Origin of the sequence: Flavobacterium polysaccharolyticum (genome assembly GCF_038739875.1) — a bacterium.
GTDB lineage: Bacteria > Bacteroidota > Bacteroidia > Flavobacteriales > Flavobacteriaceae > Flavobacterium > Flavobacterium polysaccharolyticum.
Genome location: NZ_JBCGDP010000034.1, coordinates 1 through 22272 on the forward strand (window position 1 = coordinate 1; position 22272 = coordinate 22272).

At 28.0% G+C, this 22272-nt stretch carries 25 protein-coding genes; 12 read left to right on the forward strand and 13 right to left on the reverse strand.

What is annotated here, in order from left to right; translation table 11 throughout:
- Positions 1 to 363 precede the first annotated feature (363 nt).
- A complete protein-coding gene (locus WFZ86_RS19390; protein WP_342693481.1) occupies positions 364 to 861 on the reverse strand; it encodes a GNAT family N-acetyltransferase in 498 nt (165 codons plus the stop codon).
- A gap of 137 nt (positions 862 to 998) precedes the next feature.
- Here WFZ86_RS19390 and menD point away from each other — a divergent pair, with 137 nt between their 5' ends.
- The 12 genes from menD (at position 999) to WFZ86_RS19450 (ending at position 10230) form a co-directional block, all read left to right on the forward strand.
- Positions 999 to 2657, forward strand: a complete 1659-nt coding sequence (gene menD / locus WFZ86_RS19395) for a 2-succinyl-5-enolpyruvyl-6-hydroxy-3-cyclohexene-1-carboxylic-acid synthase (RefSeq protein ID WP_342693482.1) — start codon at positions 999 to 1001, stop codon at positions 2655 to 2657.
- 94 nt (positions 2658 to 2751) lie between these two features.
- The gene (locus tag WFZ86_RS19400; protein WP_342693483.1) at positions 2752 to 3486 is read left to right on the forward strand and encodes a hypothetical protein; all 735 of its coding nucleotides are present in this window, start codon (positions 2752 to 2754) and stop codon (positions 3484 to 3486) included.
- A 479-nt stretch (positions 3487 to 3965) separates the two neighbouring features.
- Positions 3966 to 4133: a hypothetical protein gene (locus WFZ86_RS19405; RefSeq protein ID WP_342693484.1), complete on the forward strand. Its 168-nt coding sequence runs from the start codon at positions 3966 to 3968 to the stop codon at positions 4131 to 4133.
- Between the two features lie 11 nt (positions 4134 to 4144).
- Positions 4145 to 4507, forward strand: a complete 363-nt coding sequence (locus WFZ86_RS19410; RefSeq protein WP_342693485.1) for a hypothetical protein — start codon at positions 4145 to 4147, stop codon at positions 4505 to 4507.
- Positions 4508 to 4867: 360 nt separating this feature from the next.
- Entirely contained in the window at positions 4868 to 5338 is a 471-nt protein-coding gene (locus WFZ86_RS19415; RefSeq protein ID WP_342693486.1) for a hypothetical protein, read from the forward strand.
- 238 nt (positions 5339 to 5576) lie between these two features.
- On the forward strand, positions 5577 to 6068 hold the full coding sequence (locus WFZ86_RS19420) for a hypothetical protein (protein WP_342693487.1): 492 nt from the start codon (positions 5577 to 5579) through the stop codon (positions 6066 to 6068).
- Between the two features lie 467 nt (positions 6069 to 6535).
- Positions 6536 to 6997 (forward strand): hypothetical protein, encoded by a 462-nt coding sequence (locus WFZ86_RS19425; RefSeq protein ID WP_342693488.1) that lies wholly within the window; start codon positions 6536 to 6538, stop codon positions 6995 to 6997.
- Positions 6998 to 7383: 386 nt separating this feature from the next.
- A complete protein-coding gene (locus WFZ86_RS19430) occupies positions 7384 to 7551 on the forward strand; it encodes a hypothetical protein (protein ID WP_342693489.1) in 168 nt (55 codons plus the stop codon).
- Positions 7552 to 7553: 2 nt separating this feature from the next.
- Positions 7554 to 8087 (forward strand): hypothetical protein, encoded by a 534-nt coding sequence (locus tag WFZ86_RS19435; RefSeq protein ID WP_342693490.1) that lies wholly within the window; start codon positions 7554 to 7556, stop codon positions 8085 to 8087.
- Positions 8088 to 8608: 521 nt separating this feature from the next.
- Positions 8609 to 8761, forward strand: a complete 153-nt coding sequence (locus WFZ86_RS19440; RefSeq protein WP_342693491.1) for a hypothetical protein — start codon at positions 8609 to 8611, stop codon at positions 8759 to 8761.
- Positions 8762 to 8774: 13 nt separating this feature from the next.
- Complete coding sequence (locus WFZ86_RS19445; protein ID WP_342693492.1) at positions 8775 to 9245, forward strand: hypothetical protein; 471 nt, start codon at positions 8775 to 8777, stop codon at positions 9243 to 9245.
- Positions 9246 to 9921: 676 nt separating this feature from the next.
- The gene (locus WFZ86_RS19450) at positions 9922 to 10230 is read left to right on the forward strand and encodes a hypothetical protein (RefSeq protein WP_342693493.1); all 309 of its coding nucleotides are present in this window, start codon (positions 9922 to 9924) and stop codon (positions 10228 to 10230) included.
- A gap of 145 nt (positions 10231 to 10375) precedes the next feature.
- On the opposite strand, the gene WFZ86_RS19455 is transcribed toward WFZ86_RS19450, so the two are convergent.
- The 12 genes from WFZ86_RS19455 to WFZ86_RS19510 form a co-directional block, all read right to left on the reverse strand.
- Positions 10376 to 10888: a hypothetical protein gene (locus tag WFZ86_RS19455; protein ID WP_342693494.1), complete on the reverse strand. Its 513-nt coding sequence runs from the start codon at positions 10886 to 10888 to the stop codon at positions 10376 to 10378.
- A 15-nt stretch (positions 10889 to 10903) separates the two neighbouring features.
- On the reverse strand, positions 10904 to 11860 hold the full coding sequence (locus WFZ86_RS19460; RefSeq protein ID WP_342693495.1) for a fibronectin type III domain-containing protein: 957 nt from the start codon (positions 11858 to 11860) through the stop codon (positions 10904 to 10906).
- Positions 11844 to 12368, reverse strand: coding sequence for a hypothetical protein (locus WFZ86_RS19465; RefSeq protein ID WP_342693496.1), 525 nt, complete (start codon positions 12366 to 12368; stop codon positions 11844 to 11846). The genes WFZ86_RS19460 and WFZ86_RS19465 overlap by 17 nt, the downstream gene beginning before the upstream one ends.
- Complete coding sequence (locus tag WFZ86_RS19470) at positions 12361 to 13548, reverse strand: PilN domain-containing protein (RefSeq protein WP_342693497.1); 1188 nt, start codon at positions 13546 to 13548, stop codon at positions 12361 to 12363. The genes WFZ86_RS19465 and WFZ86_RS19470 overlap by 8 nt, the downstream gene beginning before the upstream one ends.
- A complete protein-coding gene (locus WFZ86_RS19475) occupies positions 13548 to 15461 on the reverse strand; it encodes a type II secretion system protein GspD (protein ID WP_342693498.1) in 1914 nt (637 codons plus the stop codon). Before WFZ86_RS19475 ends, WFZ86_RS19470 begins: the two co-directional genes overlap by 1 nt.
- Positions 15461 to 16864 carry a GspE/PulE family protein gene (locus tag WFZ86_RS19480; RefSeq protein ID WP_342693499.1) on the reverse strand — a complete coding sequence of 468 codons (1404 nt, stop codon included), beginning with the start codon at positions 16862 to 16864 and terminating at the stop codon, positions 15461 to 15463. The genes WFZ86_RS19475 and WFZ86_RS19480 overlap by 1 nt, the downstream gene beginning before the upstream one ends.
- A 483-nt stretch (positions 16865 to 17347) precedes the next feature.
- On the reverse strand, positions 17348 to 17782 hold the full coding sequence (locus WFZ86_RS19485; RefSeq protein WP_342693500.1) for a type IV pilin protein: 435 nt from the start codon (positions 17780 to 17782) through the stop codon (positions 17348 to 17350).
- Positions 17783 to 17856: 74 nt separating this feature from the next.
- Entirely contained in the window at positions 17857 to 18978 is a 1122-nt protein-coding gene (locus WFZ86_RS19490) for a type II secretion system F family protein (RefSeq protein ID WP_342693501.1), read from the reverse strand.
- Positions 18975 to 19466 carry a hypothetical protein gene (locus tag WFZ86_RS19495; RefSeq protein WP_342693502.1) on the reverse strand — a complete coding sequence of 164 codons (492 nt, stop codon included), beginning with the start codon at positions 19464 to 19466 and terminating at the stop codon, positions 18975 to 18977. Before WFZ86_RS19495 ends, WFZ86_RS19490 begins: the two co-directional genes overlap by 4 nt.
- On the reverse strand, positions 19459 to 19806 hold the full coding sequence (locus WFZ86_RS19500; protein ID WP_342693503.1) for a hypothetical protein: 348 nt from the start codon (positions 19804 to 19806) through the stop codon (positions 19459 to 19461). Before WFZ86_RS19500 ends, WFZ86_RS19495 begins: the two co-directional genes overlap by 8 nt.
- Positions 19781 to 20992, reverse strand: coding sequence for a hypothetical protein (locus tag WFZ86_RS19505; RefSeq protein ID WP_342693504.1), 1212 nt, complete (start codon positions 20990 to 20992; stop codon positions 19781 to 19783). Before WFZ86_RS19505 ends, WFZ86_RS19500 begins: the two co-directional genes overlap by 26 nt.
- On the reverse strand, positions 20985 to 21851 hold the full coding sequence (locus WFZ86_RS19510) for a toxin-antitoxin system YwqK family antitoxin (protein WP_342693505.1): 867 nt from the start codon (positions 21849 to 21851) through the stop codon (positions 20985 to 20987). Before WFZ86_RS19510 ends, WFZ86_RS19505 begins: the two co-directional genes overlap by 8 nt.
- Positions 21852 to 22272 lie beyond the last annotated feature (421 nt).

Below are 22272 nucleotides of genomic sequence, written 5' to 3' on the forward strand. Positions count from 1 at the left end.
TGGAGCCAATTGAAACTAGATTATAAAACAATCTTAATAACTCCAGCTAAAGCTGGAGCCAATTGAAACTAGATTATAAAACAATCTTAATAACTCCAGCTAAAGCTGGAGCCAATTGAAACTAGATAATAAAACAATCTTAATAACTCTAGCTAAAGCTGGAGCTAATTGAAACTAGATAATAAAACAATCTTAATAACTCTAGCTAAAGCTGGAGCCAATTGAAACTATATAATAAAACAATCTTAATAACTCTAGCTAAAGCTGGAGTCAATTGAAAGAAAAATAACTAGGTACTTAACTCTAATTCAATAAAAAAAAAACAAAAATTAATTCGTGAATTCGTGGCAAAATAATACTACTTTACTCCAAAATCAATTGCATAAATACCGAATGCAACCAACGATCAAATTTATAACCCGATTCTTTGATGATGCCCACAGTTTTGAATCCAAATTTCTCATGGAACAACACGCTACCTTGATTTTCGGCGTCGATAACCGCAATCATAGTATGGAGATTTTGGGCTTTGGCCAAAGTAATTAATTCTGCTAGAAGCACGTTTCCAATTCCTTTTCCGTGGTAGGCATTGTCTACATAGACAGAATGTTCTACGGTAAATTTGTAGGCTTCTCTAAAACGAAACTCGCTGTACATTCCAAAACCAATCACTTGACCCTCTGCTTCAGCTACGATTACAGGGAATTTTTTGGCAATTTTATCCTCCAAAATCGCTTTTTGTTGTTCATACGTCCGAATGTTGTAATCATACAAAGCAGTTGAATGCAAAATGTTATAGTTTATGATGTCCAATAAGGCTTGTGTATCTTGGGTTTGGTAAGGGCGTACTTCTATTTTCATTTTAAAAATATTTCTATCCAAAAATAGTAAAAAATGATGCTATTTGAAGGAATTGGGCAGTCAAGTTTGTAACTTTGTACTTCAAGTTGAAGTGGTATAACTTCTAACTTTTTAACATCTAATTTCCAACTTCAAAAATGGTTTATCCCAAAATACCTTTAGCACAAAGCATACTTCAGATTTTTTTAGCCAAAGGAATTCAAACAATAGTCATCTCTCCAGGTTCTCGAAACGCCCCTTTAACCATTGGTTTTGCGAGTCATCCTGATTTTACTTGTTATAGCATTGCCGATGAGCGGTGTGCAGCATTTTTTGCGATGGGAATCGCCCAACAAACACAAAGACCTGTGGTCGTGGTGTGCACTTCTGGTTCGGCATTACTGAATTATTATCCTGCATTTGCCGAGGCTTTTTATAGTCAGATTCCATTGATTGTGCTATCAGCAGATCGCCCACAAAGTAAAATTGACATTGGCGACGGACAAACAATTCGTCAAGAAAATGTTTTCTTGAATCATTCATTATACAATGCCAATTTAACTGAAGACGCTTCTTTTGAAAATGATGTAAAAATCAACGAAGCAATTAATACTTCCATTATTCAAAAAGGCCCCGTACATATCAATGCGCCATTCGAAGAGCCATTGTATGAAACTGTAGAAGCTTTTACAGTAAATGCTCATATTGATGCAACGATTCCCGCTACTGTTGATAAACCTTTGGGGGATTTGACGCCTTTTGCGGAGATTTGGAATGCCTCCAAAAAGAAAATGATTTTGGTAGGCGTGAGTGGCTTGGATGCGAATGCGAAGTCGATTAACGTGATTGCGAATGATGATTCGACTATAGTGATGACCGAAACGACTTCGAATATTCACCATCCAAGTTTTGTCAACAATATTGATACGATTATAACGCCGTTTATGAAAGAAGATTTCGAGGAGTTTCAACCCGATATTTTGGTGACTTTTGGTGGAATGGTGGTTTCTAAACGCATCAAAGCTTTTTTAAGAAAATACAAACCCAAACATCATTGGCACATCGATCCTTTGAGAGCTTATGATACTTTTGGTGCTTTAACGCATCATTTTGAAGTGCATCCTAATACCTTTTTTAGCGCATTTTATCCTTTGGCACAAAAGGTAAAGAGTTCTTATTCTTCGCAATTGGCGCATGTGAAATATTTGCGCAAGCAAAAACACGATTGGTATGTTTCTAAAATGCCGTTTTGTGATTTTATGGTTTTTGATAAAGTAATTTCGAATTTGCCTAAAAACTCACAGTTGCAAATCAGTAACAGTTCTGCCATTCGATACGCTCAGTTGATTGATATTGACCCATCGATTGAGGTTTTTTGTAATAGAGGAACCAGCGGTATTGACGGAAGTACGTCTACTGCGATTGGCGCTGCTGTAGCCAATGGAAAAACAACTGTTTTTATGGGTGGCGATATTGGATTTTTCTATGACAGTAACGCCCTTTGGAACAATTATATTCCGAATGATTTTAAAATCATTCTCATCAATAATGGAGGAGGAGGCATCTTTAGAATCTTACCTGGACATAATGAAACACCAGTTTTTAATACTTTTTTCGAAACCACACATCACTTAACCGCGGAACATTTAGCCAAAATGTATGGTTTAGCATACAGCAAAGCGACTGATGCTGCAAGTTTAGATGAGGCAATTGCTACCTTGTTCCAACAAAATGAAAAGCCTCAACTATTAGAAATTTTTACCCCAACGGTTGAAAATGATAAAATCTTATTACAATATTTCAAAGAGTTGATTTGATTTGGAGACTTTTAGTATGTTTATAATTCTTAAATTAAAACGTAAGTGCAAAGTCAGGAGACTTTGCGGAGCTGGTTAAACTAAAGTTAAAAGAATGAGAAAGATTGTATTATTAGTTTTTTTTGTATGTAACGTTTTGTACTCACAGGAAACTTTCAACAGTGTTATTGAAGGGTTTGCTTCAAATGAAAAAAAATGCTCCACATTATTAAAATACAGAGGTAGATTTATTCTTGGAAAAGGATTTGATAGTAGATATCAAAATAATGATATTGTTGATATTTTTACTTTTAATGGGATGAAAACAGATTTTTTGTTGTCTCATTTAGGTAATTACGGAAAATTTAAACTCTATTTTCTTGATTATGTGGAAAATTTAAAATTGCAAATAAATACGTGTGAAACTTCTGATGGAGGTGCTAATTTTGTTTTGGTTGATAATGAGAGTAATAGTATGATTTATCTACAATCCTTAAGCGGAATATCAATCTGTAAATTAGACTCTAATTCATTAACTTATCAGTTTAATTCTAAAAATTTTGATAGAAAAATAATTAAACTTGATAATAAAATGATGCCAACTTCATCAATACAATTAATAGCTATTGAGAATGAAAAATTTAAAATTAGATTGGTAAACTATATAAAAAAAGATAACTTTTTTTATCAAAGTGTAAAATTTAACGAAACTCTACTCAGAAAATTATTTGATATAAAGTATGAAGAAATATTAAATTTTCTATCAGTTAAACATGAAAAAGATACTAGCGAAGAAAGATGTAACGAAAAATATTGTGATTCAGATATATCTAGATTTTTTTTTAGGTAAATAGTTTTTAAGATCAGCTCCCAGCTCTTTGAAGAGTCAATAAATTGTCAGTTTGGGCTACGCAAATGTCTCTGACTTTGCGTCTTTTTAAAAGTTCTTTAAAATCGTAAATGTTATAAAAGTCTCCTGACTTTTCCCGTAAATGTTTTTTAGAAGGATTAGTGTGGCAAAAGTGATAAAAAGTTACAAAGTAACCGTTTGGTTATTTTGTAGCTTTTTTTTGTTTTTTACTTTTATTGGTGCTTATTAATGTGACAAGTAAATATTAAAACTTGACAAGGCGTTTACAGAAAAAGTAGGGAGACTTTTAGTATGTTTACAATTCTTAAGTTGAAAGAAAAGCGCAAAGTCAGGAGACTTTGCGGAGCTGGAGCACATTAACTAAGGCATTTGTAGATCTTAAACCTGAAACTGGTTTTCAATTGAATTCATTAACAGATACATTTCTTAATTATCAATCTTCACGATATGTATCTAAAATGTCTAAATTTACACTTACACCCATTAAACCTTTTCTTGAGAAATCTACAATGGGAGGTGTCATACAAACAAATGTTGATGTGTATTTTAAGATTATAACAACAGTTGTAAAAAATAAAATGAAGGAAGATATAAATGATAAACCAAAAGAAGACGTTAAAAATTAATTTTGTAACATATGAATGAATTTATTAAAAAAAATGTTTTGTTAGTTATTATTATTATTATCATTGTAATTTTAAAATGTTTTGATTTTTATTACAGACAAAATGAGAATTCAAAAATGACAGTTAAAGTTATAGGTAAAGTTTACGATTATCATATGGATGCTGGATTAGATGAATATTATATGTTTAAATATTTTTATAGTAACAAAATTTATAATGAATATGAACCTGAAAACAATAAGATTGATAAAAGTCTGATTGGAAGATGTTTTGAAGTTTCAGTTAATCCCGATCATCCAAGTAAAAGTAAATTAAATTTGAGAAAAGAATTAGATTGTTCTTTATATATCCCCAGCTCTTCGAAGAGTCAATAAGTTGTCAGTTTGGGCTACGCAAATGTCTCTGACTTTGCGTATTTTTTAAAAGTTCTTTAAAATCGTAAACGTGATAAAAGTCTCCTTTTTCCCGTAAATGTTTTTTAGAATATTTAGTGTGGCAAAAGTGGTAAAAAGCTGCAAAGTAACAGTTTGGTTATTTTGTACTTTTTTTTGTTTTTTACTTTTTATTGGTGCTTATTAATGTGACAAGTAAACATTAAAACTTGACATGGCGTTTTCGAAAAAAAGCCGGGAGACTTTTAGTATGTTTACAATTCTTAAGTTGAAATAAAAGCGCAAAGTCAGGAGACTTTGCGGAGCTGGCAAGGAAAATGTAATTATAGTACCTGAAAAATAATGGAATTAATTTATTTATATTCAAAAAAAGAAATTACGTTCAATAGAATTAAAGTTTTCTTAGATGCCAACGAAATAAAAGTTATAGGATTATGGGATGAGACTAAAATAGAACCTGATTATTCTATAAAAGATGTCGATGAAGTTGTTTTTTCCACTAAAACAAAGACAGAAGAAGGATTTACATTTTTATCTGAATTTTTATTGAGGCAAATAACCATTAGTGTCTTTAAAAATGCAAAAAATCACGAAATCATGATTTTTTTAGACTCTTTGGATTACAATCAAAGAGATCTGATTAAGAAAAATTTAAAAACTACTTTTATATCTGATTATTTGTTTCAAATGATTGTTTTTGAAAATGACGATGATTCAAATGATGTCAATTGGGATTGTAAATTTGAAAACTTTTTAGCTAATATTGGCTCTGTAGAGTTTTTAGGCCTAAAACCCGACGTTCTTGATATGTAAGAGGTTCGATAGCTCACAATGGCCTAGTAGAGTGACAAGTAAACATTAAAACTTGACAAGGCGTTTTCGAAAAAAGCCGAGAGACTTTTAGTATGTTTACAATTCTTAAGTTGAAAGAAAATCGCAAAGTCAGGAGACTTTACGAAGCTCGCACTATAACTTATTCACACTTTGGAGAGCTGGGATGCACTAGAACTGAAAAAATCTTAATTTTTTTATAAAATAACAAATGGATGATATGAATTTAGAGATGTTTAAAGAAAAACTATTAAGTTTAAAACCTAACTTAAACGATTTGTTGTCTGAAGGATATAGCCAAGAAGGAGCTCTTCAGATTTTAAATAATGAATATATACTCAAGTCAAAGAAAATTCAAACGCAGTATGATTCAATATTATTAGATTTTTTACATAATTATAATTTAGAATTTTTTAGCATTAGAAATATTTCTTTTGATGATATTTTGCGAAACGTAAATGGATATTTATTAGTAGGAGGTTTTGATGGAGGCTATTTTGGACTAGATGAAAATACGGGGCGTATTTATATAATTTATGCCGATGAAATTAATAACATTAGCACTCTATTTGTCGAAAATGAACTTCAATTTTTTGAAATTCTGTTAATTTTAGCTGAATATTCTAGTAGGGGATCTGAAGGAGAAATTGAAAAATATGTTGAACGTTGTGAAAATGTTTGTCCATTAGGGAATTATGATTCATTTTTTTAATTCGGCAGGAATGATTGATGCCAGTGCTTATTTTGGGGAATCCCCCAGCTCTTCGAAGAGTCAATAAGTTGTCAGTTTGGGCTACGCAAATGTCTCTGACTTTGCGTCTTTTTAAAAGTTCTTTAAAATCGTAAATGTTATAAAAGTCTCCTGACTTTTCCCGTAAATGTTTTTTAGAAGGATTAGTGTGGCAAAAGTGATAAAAAGTTACAAAGTAACCGTTTGGTTATTTTGTAGCTTTTTTTTGTTTTTTACTTTTATTGGTGCTTATTAATGTGACAAGTAAATATTAAAACTTGACAAGGCGTTTGCAGAAAAAGTAGGGAGACTTTTAGTATGTTTACAATTCTTAAGTTGAAAGAAAAGCGCAAAGTCAGGAGACTTTGCGGAGCTGGTAATGCAGGAACATCGGAACGATTATGTTTTTACATGGCAAAGGCGAAACACATATAATAACATTCTAAAATATGGGATTAATAATTTATGTAATTGAGCAAAATTCATCAGAATTACACTACGCAATAAATAAAAACATTAAAGAGTTAAGTGATTTTGTTTTTTATGAAACGGATGATAATGATGATTTTAAATATGAAGCCTTCGAAGGTAAATTATTTATTGAAGAAGTAACAATTTATTTTGATGGTAAAATTAGTTTCGTTAAGATGTTTATTAAGTATACTCAATTTTTAAATTCTAAACCGCATCACGATAGAGTTCTAGATTTTGAAAATAAATTATTAAAATTGTTTGGATCTAATGTTAATTTTTATAGAATTGACGAATTACTGCTAGAAGATTTGGCAATTGATAAAGGAGAATTTTGGTATAGAGATGATGAGGCTTATAAAGTTTTTTATGAATGGATAGTAAGTCAGGAAGAATTACATTGGTGCAAATTAATCCCCAGCTCTTCGAAGAGTCAATAAGTTGTCAGTTTGGGCTACGCAAATGTCTCTGACTTTGCGTATTTTTTAAAAGTTCTTTAAATCGTAAACGTGATAAAAGTCTCCTTTTTCCCGTAAATGTTTTTTAGAAGGATTAGTGTGGCAAAAGTGATCAAAAGTTACAAAGTAACCGTTTGGTTATTTTGTAGCTTTTTTTTGTTTTTTACTTTTATTGGTGCTTATTAATGTGACAAGTAAACATTAAAACTTGACATGGCGTTTTCGAAAAAAAGCCGGGAGACTTTTAGTATGTTTACAATTCTTAAGTTGAAAGAAAAGCGCAAAGTCAGGAGACTTTTCGGAGCTGGGAAGGTACTCAAGGTTTGATTTCAATACTTAAAGAAGCGGGAGCTAAAAATAGTTTTGTAATGGGGAAATTAATAAAACCTATGGGCGGAATCACAGATCATTTTTTTGTAGCAATAAAAAATACTGACGGGAGTTACAAATTTATTGATGTTCAAAACAAAGTGGAATATACAAAAGAAGCAATGGATAAAACCTTTTCTTCTTATAAAGCATTTGAAGTAAAATAGTTATGAGAGATTTAATTAATAAACTTTTAGGTAGTGATTTTAAATTGATTAATACTGTAGAATTTGATGGAGATCTTTTTGTATTTTATAAATATAAAGACTCACCCGATAATCCATTCAATGATGAAAGATTAAATATTGTGTCTGGTCAAGGTCCTATTCGAATTAATTTAAAATCTAAAAAATTTGAATTTATGAATATATATGATTTTTACTCTAACTATGGAGATAATGAGGTCATTTTTCCAACTAAAAATGAAGTGATAGATTTAGATAGAATTATTTCTAATATAAAAAATAGAAAACACATAAATTCGGATGAATTTCATTTATTATTAGATTATTATAAACTGCCTGAAGACAGTTTTTATATGTATGGTTATAATTTTCCAAAAGAAATTGAAATAGAAGTATCAAATATGAAAGCTAGAAATCATTTAGTTCAATTTCTTGATGAAGTCAAGGCTTCTTACGATAAAAAAAATGATAATCATTTTGTAGTTAAATTAGATATTCAAGATAGTGTTTCAGATTAGGTATTAGTTGTGTTTTAGAGTTAGGGATTAAGGTCTCCAACTGGCGCTCGTTTGTATTAGCTCTTCGAAGAGTGAATAAGTTGTCTTGCAGGCTACGCAAATGTCTCTGACTTTGCTTATTTTTTTAAAGTTATTTAAAATCGTAAACGATTAAAAGTCTCCTGACTTTTCCCATAAATGTTTTTTAGAAGGATTAGTGTGGCAAAAGTGATCAAAAGCTGCAAAGTAACCGTTTGGTTATTTTGTAGCTTTTTTTTGTTTTTTACTTTTTATTGGTACTTATTAATGTGACAAGTAAACATTAAAACTTGACAAGGCGTTTTCGAAAAAAGCCGGGAGACTTTTAGTATGTTTACAATTCTTAAGTTGAAAGAAAAGCGCAAAGTCAGTAGACTTTGTGGAGCTGGGTGCATGGCGATATCTTTCATAAAGAAAAAAAAAATAACTGAAATAGGTTTTAAGTTACTGACGATGGTGAAATTATATATAATGTAGTAGGAAAAAAAGTTTCAAAAGAACAATTGAAAATTGTAGAAAAAGCTTTCCAAGATAAATTAAAGGATACGAATTTTATAACAGAATTAAAAGATCAGGCTCAAAAACATTTAGACGGAGGTCAACTTAAGGGAACTAATAGAGAACAAAAACTTCATAAAAAAGTTGATAAATTATAAAAAAATATTATTTATGGTGTTTACAGATTTTATTTTTGATGGTAGAATAGGAGATTTAAAGGTTGGAGATTCAATAGATAATATTGAAATGAAATTTGAGATTATTAGTAAAGAAGAAGGTGATATTCCATCATTATTTGAGTTAATATATATAAAAAAATGTTTTCAAGTGACAACTTTAAGAAATAAAGTTATTGGTATGTCTTTTGATTTTGACTACAAAATAAAAAGACTATACACTGTTAAATTTGAAAATATTAGTTGTGATTTAGGTTATAATTTTAGCTTTAATGATTTCTTATTCTTCATTAAGAAAACAAATTTAAAATTCGAAATTTTAAATCAAGATATGGAAAATTGTATTGAGATACTTATTTTAAAAAGTAATGTTCATCTTAAATTTATTAATTCGAATTTTAGTAACTTACAGAAGGTCTATATTTTTGACTTAAATCTATACAACGCAATTAGAAAATTGATTTAAAATGAATAGTTTTTTTATACCCAGATGGCCCCAGCTCTTCGAAGAGTGAATAAGTTGTCTTGCAGGCTACGCAAATGTCTGTGACTTTGCGTATTTTTTAAAAGTTCTTTAAAATCGTAAACGTTATAAAAGTCTCCTGACTTTTCCCGTTAATGTTTTTTAGAATATTTAGTGTGGCAAAAGTGATAAAAAGTTACAAAGTAACCGTTTGGTTATTTTGTAGCTTTTTTTTTGTTTTTTACTTTTTATTGGTACTTATTAATGTGACAAGTAAACATTAAAACTTGACAAGGCGTTTTCGAAAAAAGCCGGTAGACTTTTAGTATGTTTACAATTCTTAAGTTGAAAGAAAAGCGCAAAGTTATGAGGCATAGTGTGCCGCTGGATATTTGAATAAAACATTAAATTTGCTCAAGATTTTATTAAAAAAACATTAAGATGGTTACAAGTTATTCGATAATGTTAGAAAACAATTTATCAATTGAAAAATTTAAATCTGTTTTGAAAAGTTTGTTTAAAATAAGTATAGAAAAGATTGGACATTTATTTGAAGGAGGTGAAAATTATATCTATCATGAAAATTTTGTCAGAAATGAAAAAAAAATAAGTTTTTATAATTCATTCGATATTTATATTCATAAAAAAAATTGAAATAAAGGTTGGTTTAACAAGTAATTTGCTATTCGCACTAGAACTTTCAAGATTAATTAATCAAGAAGTACTAATAAGTTCTGAGTCTAAAGATTTAGATGAATGGATATTAATAGAACCGAATAATAAAATTTATTTAGTTTATGATAGTGAGGATTCAGATATAGACAATCTAATCATTAATAAGGAACAAAAGAAAGAATTGAGTTTAATAAAAACAAAAAAAATATTTGAAAAAAATTCTTTATTCGAAACAAGTGATTGTTTAGGATTAGATATTTCTTTTTTGTTAAATAGTGCACTATTAACGCAGCCCCCGCTCTTTGAAGAGTGAATAAGGTATTGTTTATGCTCTGCAAAGTCTCTTGACTTTTTTCGTATATGTTTTTAGAATGATTTGCGTTTTAAAAGTTTTAGAATTGAGGCAAAAATTATTTTTGGAATGCCTGCCACACCTGACAGGTGCCTTATTGGAATCATTATAATCGAAATATTTTTTTCTCTTTATTGAAACATATTTCAATAGAGTCTTTGTAAACATTTTTCACAATAATGCCTTCTGATGGTTCGTTTAATTTTAGTTTATGTAGTTTTTTATTAATATTTATTAATAATAATAGTTCATTTTTTTTGTCTTTTGAGTTGATATACCCATGATAGGTAATACTTGGCCAATTTGAATTTACAACTACTACATTTTTAATAATTTCTGGTTTTGATTTCTTTTTTATATAGGAACTTTTAAAAAGTTTTTTTTGAGGTAAGGAATGAGTTTTTATAGTACTTTCTTTGTTTAAAAAAGGATCTCTATCGATAGGGTTTATAAAGAAAGTGTCTTTTTTTATTTGATTTATTTTTAAATTTGAAATTTGACTTTCCTTGTGATTTATTTTTTTATCTAAAAAAAAATAATTTTTTAGAGCTTTAGTTGCTACTAAACCCCATACTGTCAAAACAATTAGAATTAAAGCTACATTAATTTTTTTTTTCATGTAAGATATGATTGTTTATTTTACAATAAATTTAAAGGGAGTGCTGTAAATACTTATGTTTCCTGCCAAATCTGTTGCTTTAATTCTCCAATAGTAAGTTCCTATTGTTGTGAAGGCTCTATCAAATGATGCAGCTGAAACATCATTTTTTTGAATTACAGTTGTGAAATTAATATCGTTTGCAAATTCTATAGTATATGAAATAAGAGATTGGACGGCTCCAACATCGGCTGGGATTGACCAACTAAAATTAATTGATTGGTTTATTGTAAAAGTTGCATTTTGTGCGGGAAGAGTATTACTAGGCTGATTAGGAATTGTTCTATCAATCGAAAAAGTATTACTACTAAATAGTGTTTCAGATGTCCCATTTATTCCTTTTACTTTCCATTTATATTTAGCTTCTGTATTCAAATGCGTGTTATTTATTATTAAAGTTGGATTGATAATATTTGTTTCCTTAAAAACAAAAGTGTCACCATTGGTTACATTTAATAACTCAAATTCATAATAGTCTGCCTTTGAAAGTGGTTGCCAATTGCAAGTTATACTACTACTTCTTGTAAAATAATTGTCATTAGGGCTTTTTAAAATAATTTGTTGATTACTTAGATCAGATGATTCGATTACAGAGAAATCAGCTTGGAGAGAGAAGGCAGACTGATACGCAAAATTTTCTCCTCTTACTCTCCATTGATATTCTCCAGGAAGGAGAGGATATGTTAAATTTGTTTTAGTTATTAGCGAATCTAATATTTTTGTTTTATCAGTTTTAAAAATTTGTATGCGATATTTATCTGAGTTTGAAAGACTATTCCATTTAAAAGTAACTACATTACTTTCAATTTCGTCATAATTTATTGGTGATATAAGTTCAATCATATCATTTGTTATATCTTTTTCCAAAATATCGTCACAGGAAAATAATAATAAAGTAATTGCTATTAATGAAATTCTATTTAATCTTCTCATAATTTTGAAATATAATTTTAAAATGTAAAATATCTGTTTTATTATTATTTTTTGTGATATAGTAATGCATATTTACTATTCTCGAATCACTAAAGTTTTTTTCAAAATCGTAACCTAATTCTAACAATTGATTGAAATTACCTGTAACATCAAGTTGATTAGTGATTATTGTATAATTTTCATCTATAAAAAGATGAATAGGTTCTAAAGTATTAATTGACACTTTTGGATGTCTTTTTGCTGTAAAATTTAGGATTTCTTGTTGAATTACTTCTTTGGATACTCCCTCTTTACCTATTAGTCTATCTAAGTAAGCTACTTCTTTAGCTAAATTACTTGAAACCTGTGCTTTTTTATTTACATCTTCAATTTTTTTAGATAAAGTATCATGTTCTTTTATTACTTGAATTAATATGCTAAAGGATCTTTTATATGCCGTTATTGCAATTATAAGTGTCAAAACAAGTAACGTTAGAAATTTTTTCTTAAAGGAATATTTTTCAAACATTTTTTATTATGATTTTAATTTCAAAATGAGATTTATTTTTTTTGTCTTTTTTCAAACTCAGAATTTCAAAATTTGACAACCAATTCATTTTTTTTAAACTTTCCATCCAAGTGTTGAATGAAGACTCATTAAAAGTTTCTCCTGATACATGTATAGTATTAGACTCAAAAATTAATTTTTGTTCTTTTTTTGTTTCTTTGCTTAAAGGAGTTATTTCTAATACAGTTAATGACACATCTTTTGGTACTGTTTTGATTATTTCATATGAATAAAAAGATAAAAACTTTGATGATGAGAATCCTGATTCTAGAAGTATTCTTTGTTTGTTCTCTTTTTGTTTTTCTAAATCTAATGTTTGTTGATAGTTTTTATCAGTATATATGTTTTGAATATTTAGTGCTGCGTTTTTTGAGATATAATGCTGAATTAAAAAAAAGCTTATTAAAAGCGTAATTAAAAAGCTTATTAGAATAATAATTCCAAAATAATTAAAGGCTTTCTTATAAATGATTTCTTCTGAATTTAATGTTTCAATTTTTGTTTTTGAAATTTCTTTAGATTTTACAAAAAAATTAACCGCAGAGGCATATAAAGGTAAGTGTGTATTAGTTATTGTTTCGTTTCCAATATTGTAACTTACTTTTTTTGTTAAGCTAGCTTGTTTTTCAAATCTGTAAAGTTCTTCATTTTTGAATTCTAATAATAAATCATTTGTAAAAATTGTTTCTTTTTTTATTGACTTAATCAGTATTGCAGAAATGAATGAACCTAGATATACATCAATTATTTGAAAATTATTTTTTTTAAATTTCGAAAGTATATCGTCTATAATGTTTTTTCTACAGAAGCTTATAAAATCAACATTTGAACTTTTTAAACTTGTGTGGTATATTGAGTTTAAATCGATGTTTTTATACCAGCGTAGGTCTTCTTCATTATTGAAATCAATGGCTTTGTTTAAAACTCCTTTACCGTCAATAAATAACAGTAGAGGTAAATTTTGATTAACTTTTTTTTCTAAGTCATCAAATTCATTAAATGATTCCAAAGCAATAATAGTTAATTTAGTTCCTTTTCTTTTAACTGTTAAAACATGATAAGATTCTTCATTTTCTTTTTTTAAGATACCTATTACATGTAATTTGTTGAACTTTATTATTTTAGAAAGAATTGTAATCATTAATATACGACTGTTGGTTTGATAAATAAATGTAGTTTTGAAGTACTTTTCCCTTTTTGACGGCTACTAAAAAACCATTTAATAATTGGTATTCTTGAAATTAATGGAGTTCCTGTTCCTGAGTTTTCTTTTTTTAATTCATCTAAACCTCCTAACAAAATCATTTCACTATTTTTTACTCTTACTAGAGATTCAAATTTTTGTGTTGCTTTTCCCGGAGGAGCATCTTCTCCAGCTCTAGCTAAAAATGAACTTTTTTCGACAACGATAGTTAAAGTTACATTTTCATCAGTTGATACAAAAGGCTTTATTGATAAACTTAGATTAGCATCTGTAGATTTCCATGTGCCTGAGTTTAAAACATCATTTCCTATGTTGTTGTTTATTAATCGATTAGTCTGTTCAAAATAATAGCTGGTTTCACCAATCGATAGTTTCGCTTCGTGACCACTTATAGTTGCTATTTTTGGTGTTGATTCTACATTAATTACAGAATTATTCTCGAGTAATTTCAAATTGGCATAAAATGATTCTGCAACTTTACCTAATTTAAAAAGGCCAAAACCATTAAAGGCATCAATTAGACTGTTTATGGATGATGAATTTACAACAATATCAGTGTTAGGGAATACAGTGCCACTAGTAGCTATTTTATTTAATTTATCTATTCCCGCCTTCATACCTGTTTGTATAGAATACGATTTATTATACTGGACAATAATAACTTCAATTTGCACCATAGGTACAACTTTATCTATTTTTTGTATGTATAGTTTTAACTCATCGACGGTATTTTTAGATCCAGAAACTATTAATCCGTTCAATTCTGTAAATTCTTTTATCTCTAATTTATCTGAAAAAACTTTTGGCAATGAACTAATGACTAGTTCTATGGATCTATTTTCCATTTGTATTAGTTCTGTTACTCTTAAGCCTTCGGTAATTTGTTCGCCTATCAAATAAAACTGTCCTTGCTTTTTGAATGTGTATTTTTTTCCTTCAAGAATTTGTTTTAAAAGATCGTCAAATGTTATGTTTTCTACAGAAAGGGTAATTTTTTCATTTTCAGGTTTGTTATAGTAGAAATAATTAATTTTTGATTTTTCTGCTGATTCTGTAATAAATTCTGCCAAATCAGCCGCATATGCCTTCACTGTTAGTAGTCCATTTTTATTTGTTGAAATATCAAAATAACCAGGGAGTCCGATAGCAGTTTTGGGTTGTTTCGTTTTTAAACTAGAATTATTATTTGTTAAACCTACTGTTGATTCTGTATTGTTTTTTTCAAAGTAATAGATTCCGTCATCATCCTTTGTAGACAATAAATCATTTGACTTTGCAATCATTTGGATAACTTGATCAAATGGCCTATTTAATATATAAGCAGAGATCGTCGTATTTCTTATTGCTGGAGCCAAAACTAAATTCTTATTTGTTTTGTCTATAATAGCTTTGATGACTGAGGATAAAGTATCATTTTCTAATTTAACTGATAAAAATTCGTTTTGTGGATTATACGTTACATCTATTGTTTTAACAATTTTTTTTGGGGTAATAATTTTTTCTATTCTTTTGTTAAAAATGATGATGTTATTTCTAAAAGTAACTTCAAGGTCATATTTTTGAACCAAGTGTATAAATACGTCTTTAACTTTTACATCAAAAAAATTATTCGATACCATTTGATTCAGATTATGGTCAACATCAACATTTAATTGATGGTCTTCTGCAATAGTTGAAATAAAATCATGAAGTGTAAGTCCACTTACATCAATTTTAATTGACTCTTCAAGTCCTTTACTTTGAACGGACATTAAATCAAAATTTTTGACTAATTGATTTATATCTTGTTGCGCAATAATAGTGTTTGAGAATAACAAACTAATTAGAACGTAAATAATTTTTTTGAACATTATATATTTATTAAAATAGAATAAATTTCTTCTAGTGCTGTTTCTCCTTTTGATAAAATATCAAATGCTTTTTCTGATAATGATTTATTTTTATCATTAGTATCAGATTGTTTTGATATTGTATTGTTTTTTATTGATTCTATTAGTTTATTTTCAATTGGCAAAACTTCATAAATTGCGGTCCGTCCTTTATAACCTGTATGATAGCAATTGTTACAACCTACAGCTTTATAATACGTTGAAATTTCATAGGGAAATTGAAAATTATCAGGGAAATTTTTTTTGTTGCATTTCACTTCTTTTTTACAATTATCACATAGTTTTCTAATCAAACGTTGAGCTACCGAAAGATTTAAAGTCTCTGCTATCAAATAGGAAGGAACTCCCATATCTATTAATCTGGAAATTGTCCCTACGGCCGAATTGGTGTGTATTGTAGATAATACTAAATGACCTGTTAAGGAAGCTCTTATGGCCATTAAAGCAGTTTCTGGATCTCTAATCTCTCCTAGCATAATTACATCTGGATCTTGTCGTAAAAAAGATTTTAAAGCAGTTGAGAAAGTTAAACCTATGTCTTCTTTTAATTGTACTTGATTAATTCCTTTTAATGTATATTCAATAGGATCTTCTACAGTGACAATATTTCGTATACTATTATTTAGTAATCTAAGTGTAGCATATAGAGTAGTTGTTTTCCCAGATCCCGTAGGACCACTTATTAAAATAATCCCATTTGGTTTTTTTATGGCTTCTAGATAATTATGTAGCTCTTGTTCTTGAAGGCCTAGTGAATTTAAATCAATATTTGAGGCATCTTGACCTAATAATCGCATAACTATTTTTTCTCCAAATAATGTTGGTAAAATGGAGACCCTAATATCAAAAGAATCGTTTGTAATTCTTCCATCTTGGGGTAAACGTTTTTCTGTGATGTTAAGTTTAGCTTTTATTTTTATTTTATTAACTAATTCAAGATAGTTTTCTCTTTCAATTTTGTAACGTTCGATTAGTTGGCCATCAATTCTAAATCTAATTCTTGAGGAATCTTCATAAATCTCGAAGTGAATATCACTACACTTTAATGATTTTGCTTCTCCTAATAAATTTTCTAGAAAATCACCTTTGTCAACATTAATGGATTTATTCGAATTGCTAACCCTTTCTTTACGATAATAAATGGATAATGCTTTTTCAATTTCAAAAGAATCAATTGATATTAGCGATACATTTTTGCCGATAAAAAGCTCTAATTCTTCTACAGTATCTGGATTATTGTTTGATTTATCTATATATAATTCTACACTAGAATCAGATATACTTTTTGGTAATACTCTGTACTGATTAGCTATGTCGTTAGACAAGAGATACTGGTTTTCAGCGGTAATTATTATATCTTGCATTATATCAATGATATTTTTTGGATACTGAATAAGCTATCTATGATAAGTAGGAGAAATAGAAGTAAAGATGAAAATCCTGCTAGAGGTACAGTCACATGCTTCATTTTTTTTTGCAATATGTGTTGTAATACGATAGCAAAAAGCATTGAAAGAATAAAATAGATAATATAGTTTTTTAAAATGAATAAAGGAGAAATGCTGATATAAAAGAGTAAATCACCTAATCCAAAATAGTTTTGAAATGGATTTGTAAAGGACTTACTCTTTAAACTCATATAGACTATTAAGATTCCAAAAGTTATAAAGAAAAATAATACATTAAAAAGTATGTTTTTAATTAAAAAAATATTTTTTTGTTTGATTACTATATACGAAAGTAAGAAAATAAGCACTGGTAATAATACATGAATTGCCCTATAATTCCAATCTTGAAAAAATACAATTAAAAGACAAAGTAATAATCCAATAAAAACTATTTCCAACTTATTCTTTTGTTACTTCAGTTAATATTTTTTTGCTATCAATTTCCCATGTATTAAAGGTTCCATCTCCATCTAAGTCTGAAGTTGCTGTTGCACGCGCTAAGAAAGAATCATTAGAAGCTTCAATAATTTCAATCTTGTAAACAGCTTGTCCACCTTCTTCGACAGTAAGTTCAGGTTCAAAACCAAGTTCATCTAGATTACTTGAATATTTTGAGTGTCTGTAAAAATGACTTTTTTCTAATCCATAAACTTGGTTGAGCATTGCTTGTGCTTCAATGGCTTTTGCTTGACCAATCACAGAGGTCTGGTTGGGTAATACCATTAATAGTAGGATGCCAATGATGCACAATACTATTAGAATTTCTGTTAATGAATAGGCATCAAGCATTCTCTTCTTAGTTTTTCGAAAGCTCTTTTTAGTGTTAATCAACATCTTTATCTTATTTTATTCGTTAAAAATTGTTAATTTTAATTTTTGCAAAAATACAAATTGTAATTAAAATTTTATTATTTATTTATTATTTTACTTAAATCAAACATTGGTGCATACATTGAGACCATTATTATTCCTACAATTATACCAATAACTATTATTATCATTGGTTCTAAAACAACACCTATCATTTTAGTTTGATGGCTAATATCTTCATTGTATTGCTCTGTTAATCTTTCAAACATTGTTTCAAGTTGGTTTACTTGTTCTGCAACTTCAACCATTGAAACCATTTTGTTTTCAAATACACTGTGTTTTTTTAAACTTTCATGTAATGTAGCGCCTCTTGTTATATCTTCTTTTATTTCTTCAATAGCAACTTCAATTGGGTAAAAGGCTATCATTTTTGAAGTCAATGTTAAAGAATTTATTAAAGTAGTTTTAGAAGTAATTAACAAATTCATAGCTTGACAAAATCGGGATATATAAATTTTTCGAATTAAGTTTCCAAAATAAGGGATTTTTAAAACTATTTTGGTTGTAAATGCACGGTAATTTTGATCTTTCTTAAGTAAGAAATTAGTAATTATTACTCCAATTATTATGGTTAATACAAGCGTAAAAATTGTTCCTGAATGATTTGATAATTTTATAATCACTTGAGTGCTTTTTGGTAGTTCACTCCCAAACTGTCTAAAAACGGAACTGAACATTGGGACAACTTTATTTAGCATGAAGTAAAGTACCAATAATGTAACAATTATTACAATTGCAGGATATGTTAAGACAGAGATAATTTGTCTTTTCATCTGGATTTTTCTGTTGAAATATTTTTGTAGCTCAGCTAAAACTTCTTCTAGTTTTCTAGTTTCTTCTCCTATTTGTATGCTATAATACTCATAAGGTGAAAACTGTTTTGTTTCTTTTATAGATTCATAAATACTTCTTCCTTCTACAACTTTGTTTTTTACTTCAATGATTATTTCTTTTTCAAATTTATTAGAAGACTGATTACCTAATATCTCTAATGCTTTTTTAAAATCTACTCCTGATTTTAAAAGCATACTCAACTCTCTGTAGAATATTTCTTTTTGTTTATCCGAAAGGGATTTTGAAAACTGCAAATTGGTGTTTTTAATTTTAACAGATTTTTTTTCAGATTTTGGAGTTTTATATGTGTTTAAGTCAAGACTCATTTTTCGTTGTTTTCTTTTAGTAATAATTCATTTGCATAAATGCGTTTGTAGAATTTTAAGTCCATTTTGTCTTCATTTATTTCTATGTTGAATTTTAATTTTTGAAAAACGAATTGTTCAGATTTACTTTTTACGGTATCAATGTATATTTGGCTTAGCTTTATTTTAAATGTATCTATAAAAATTTCATTATTTCTCAGGGCATAGTCTTCAAGAAAATGGTATTTTATGCTCTCGCCAGAATAGCTTTTGAATGTAATTTCATTATCAATAACGATCATTTTTTCATTTTCAAAAATATCTTTGTTGACACTATAAGTTAACCTATTTATATCACAGATTAACTCATTTTGATTTTTGTAATCCATCATTCTTTCTGTTACTATTGAAAAAACTACAAAAATAATACTCATGATGATAGCCGTTATGGCCATTCCAACAATAGCCTCTACTATAGAAAAGGCAGCTGCCATTTTTTTGTTATTCATAATTGTTTTGAATATAAAAAAATTTTTCAAACTCAAATTGTGTACTGTCTTTAAAACGGATGGTTGTTTTTTTTAAGTTTTTATTAATGTACTCTTCTTCAATTGATAAATTTTCATCTTCATTTTCATTCAGTAATGAGTCATTTTTTATTTGTGATAAAAAGAATAATTCATTTACTTTATTTTGGGTATTATAGAATTTTGCTGATGTTCTAGGTGTAAACACTTTGGAAAAAATCATAATTGTGAAATAAAAGCAAATTGAAATGATAGTCAATGCAATCACCGATTCCAGTATAGAGTTCGCTTTTAGACTATAAAACTTTTTTAATGATGCCATGAGATACATTTTTTGAATCAAATATTGGAATTGAAATAAAATAGGTTGGTCTTTTTTTAGCATTAATTTCTATATCCGAAATGGTATTATTATAGGACGCAGATTCTGTTTTGTAAAATACACGATTAGTAAATACAGAACCATGAACTTTGCCTTTTAAAAATAATTTTCCTGTGCAATAAATATCTCCAAAAAGCAAAGTGTTTTCATCTATTTCCATGCAGTTTTTGTCAATCATTTCGTTTGTGTTGCCAAATAAAACAATTGCACCAGTTATTTTACACTCTTTTTTTATTTTTATTCTGCTTTCATCAACAGTTTCATTATAAATACATACTACAGAAGGGTAATTCAATATAACATTTTGTTCTAATTCTATTCTTTCTGAGGCGAATGCTTGAACGCTACCTTTAAACCCTGATTCAAATGTAATTTTTGGGGCAATCAATATAACATCTTCTAAAACAGTGTTTTTTTTGATGTGTAAAGAATCTTTAGAACGTAAAATAAAATTACCTTTAAAAATCATGTTTGCAACAATTGAGTTTAGATAGACTTCTTTGGTTGCATTAAAAAAAGAGTTGAAGTATAATGAATCTTTTGGTTTATCCACATCAGATAAATTTGTTTTATCAGTTTGAGTGTTATAGAAGATTTTCTTAAAATTAGGATTGATTTTGGGAAGTTGATTTTCTGAAACACTATTTTTTCCTTCAATATATAGATCATTGGTTTTGTTGGTTATATGTGCAGTTTCAATGTGAGAAGAGGGGAGTGCATTGTCACCAATTAATTTTACTAAGCCAGTGTAGGAAACAGATTTTGAGAAATTTGTTAAAAACAATGCTGTTTTATTCTTAGTATGAAGTCCTATCAAGTGCGCAGATTGAATAGTATCTTTGTTTGTTTTTGATTGAACCAACAAAAGGTTTAGTATTCCATAAGGTTTTGTTTCGTAACTTCCTTTGATTCCTGTTTTTTCTTCTGGATCAAGTATTGGTAGCGTATCTCTGCTTTCTAATGCAAAATTTACTAATGATTGATTATGAAAATATAACTCTTCTTGCAGATTGTAATACAAGTTAAGTTGGTTATATAAATTTGAAAAAAACAATAACGCCCCACAAACTATTGAAACCAATAAACATATATAAATTGAGTAAAGTAAACTGTGTGCTTTAATCATTTTTTTTATACGTTTTCTTTTTTAAAATATTTCCAAAAAGTCTTTTAAAAAAGTTTTCCTTTTTGGTTGAATCTTGAGACTTTATCTGGAGTTCCTGTTTTGTTTTTCTTCTTTTAATTTTTTCTGCTTTTTTATTGGCTAGAGTTGTTTTTTCTATAAGATTACTTGCTTCTTTTGTTTCTTTTTTTTGAAATTTTATTTTTGCTTTTTCTTTTTCTAATATAATTTGTTGTGATTTTATAAGGTTTTTTTCTTTATTTTCTTCATTCTGAATTGTAGTTTTTTTGATAGCTTCTTCTTTTATTTTTTTTGATTTTAATAATAATTTTTCTGATTTCGATAGTTTTATTTTTTTGATTATCGGAATATCATCATTGAATTTTATAGTGTCTTTTTTAATGAAATTATACCAATATCCTTGTTTTTTATCTTTTCTATAGTGGCCTGTTTCTTCAAGTTTTCCATTTACATCATATTTTAAATACTTGCCTGTTCTTAATCCTTTACTCCAATTCTGTATACTTTCTAATGATCCATTTGGATACCATGATTTCCATGTGCCAATCTTTAAGCCGTCTTTAAAAAAACCGTATTCTGCTATTTGATTATTATGATATGTTTTTAAAAATTCATCATTTAATAAATTTCCCACAATTCCTCCTTGCGCATTATGAATTGCACCACCTTTGAACCAATAATAAATTTTGTTTTCTTTTGGTGTTATGGTTTTACTAGTAACATAAAACTCATATTTATATTCAGAATTACTAATTCTTTTGATAGAATATGGGTCAGAAAAAGACATTAGTATTAGGTAGATAACAATAAAAAACGGATTTAGTAATAATTTTTTCTTCAAAGTGGTTTTGGTTAAAATTTGGCACAAGTTAATGTTTTTAGAGTTTAATCTCAAAAAAAAACTGTAGTCTAAAATAATGTTTGTTTTTGAATTATTATTTTAATGCTACATATTACTTGTTAATTTTTTTTTTTTTTTTGTTTTTGTTTTTTGTATGATGTTGTTTTTATTATGATTTTTTTTTGATAAATATTATATTTTTTATTGTTTTTGTTGATTAATTATTGTTTTTTTTTAATCTTGTATGTTTTTGCTTTAAAATTATTAAAATTTATTATTTTTGCGAAATTAATTTTAACAAGTTATTTGTGCTTAAAAATGTTTATTCTCGTCAATTTTTACTTAATAGCTTGTTAATCAGCTATTTATTTTTTTTAACTTTTTTTTGTTTTTATAAACCAAGCATTGAAATAGTTTATGT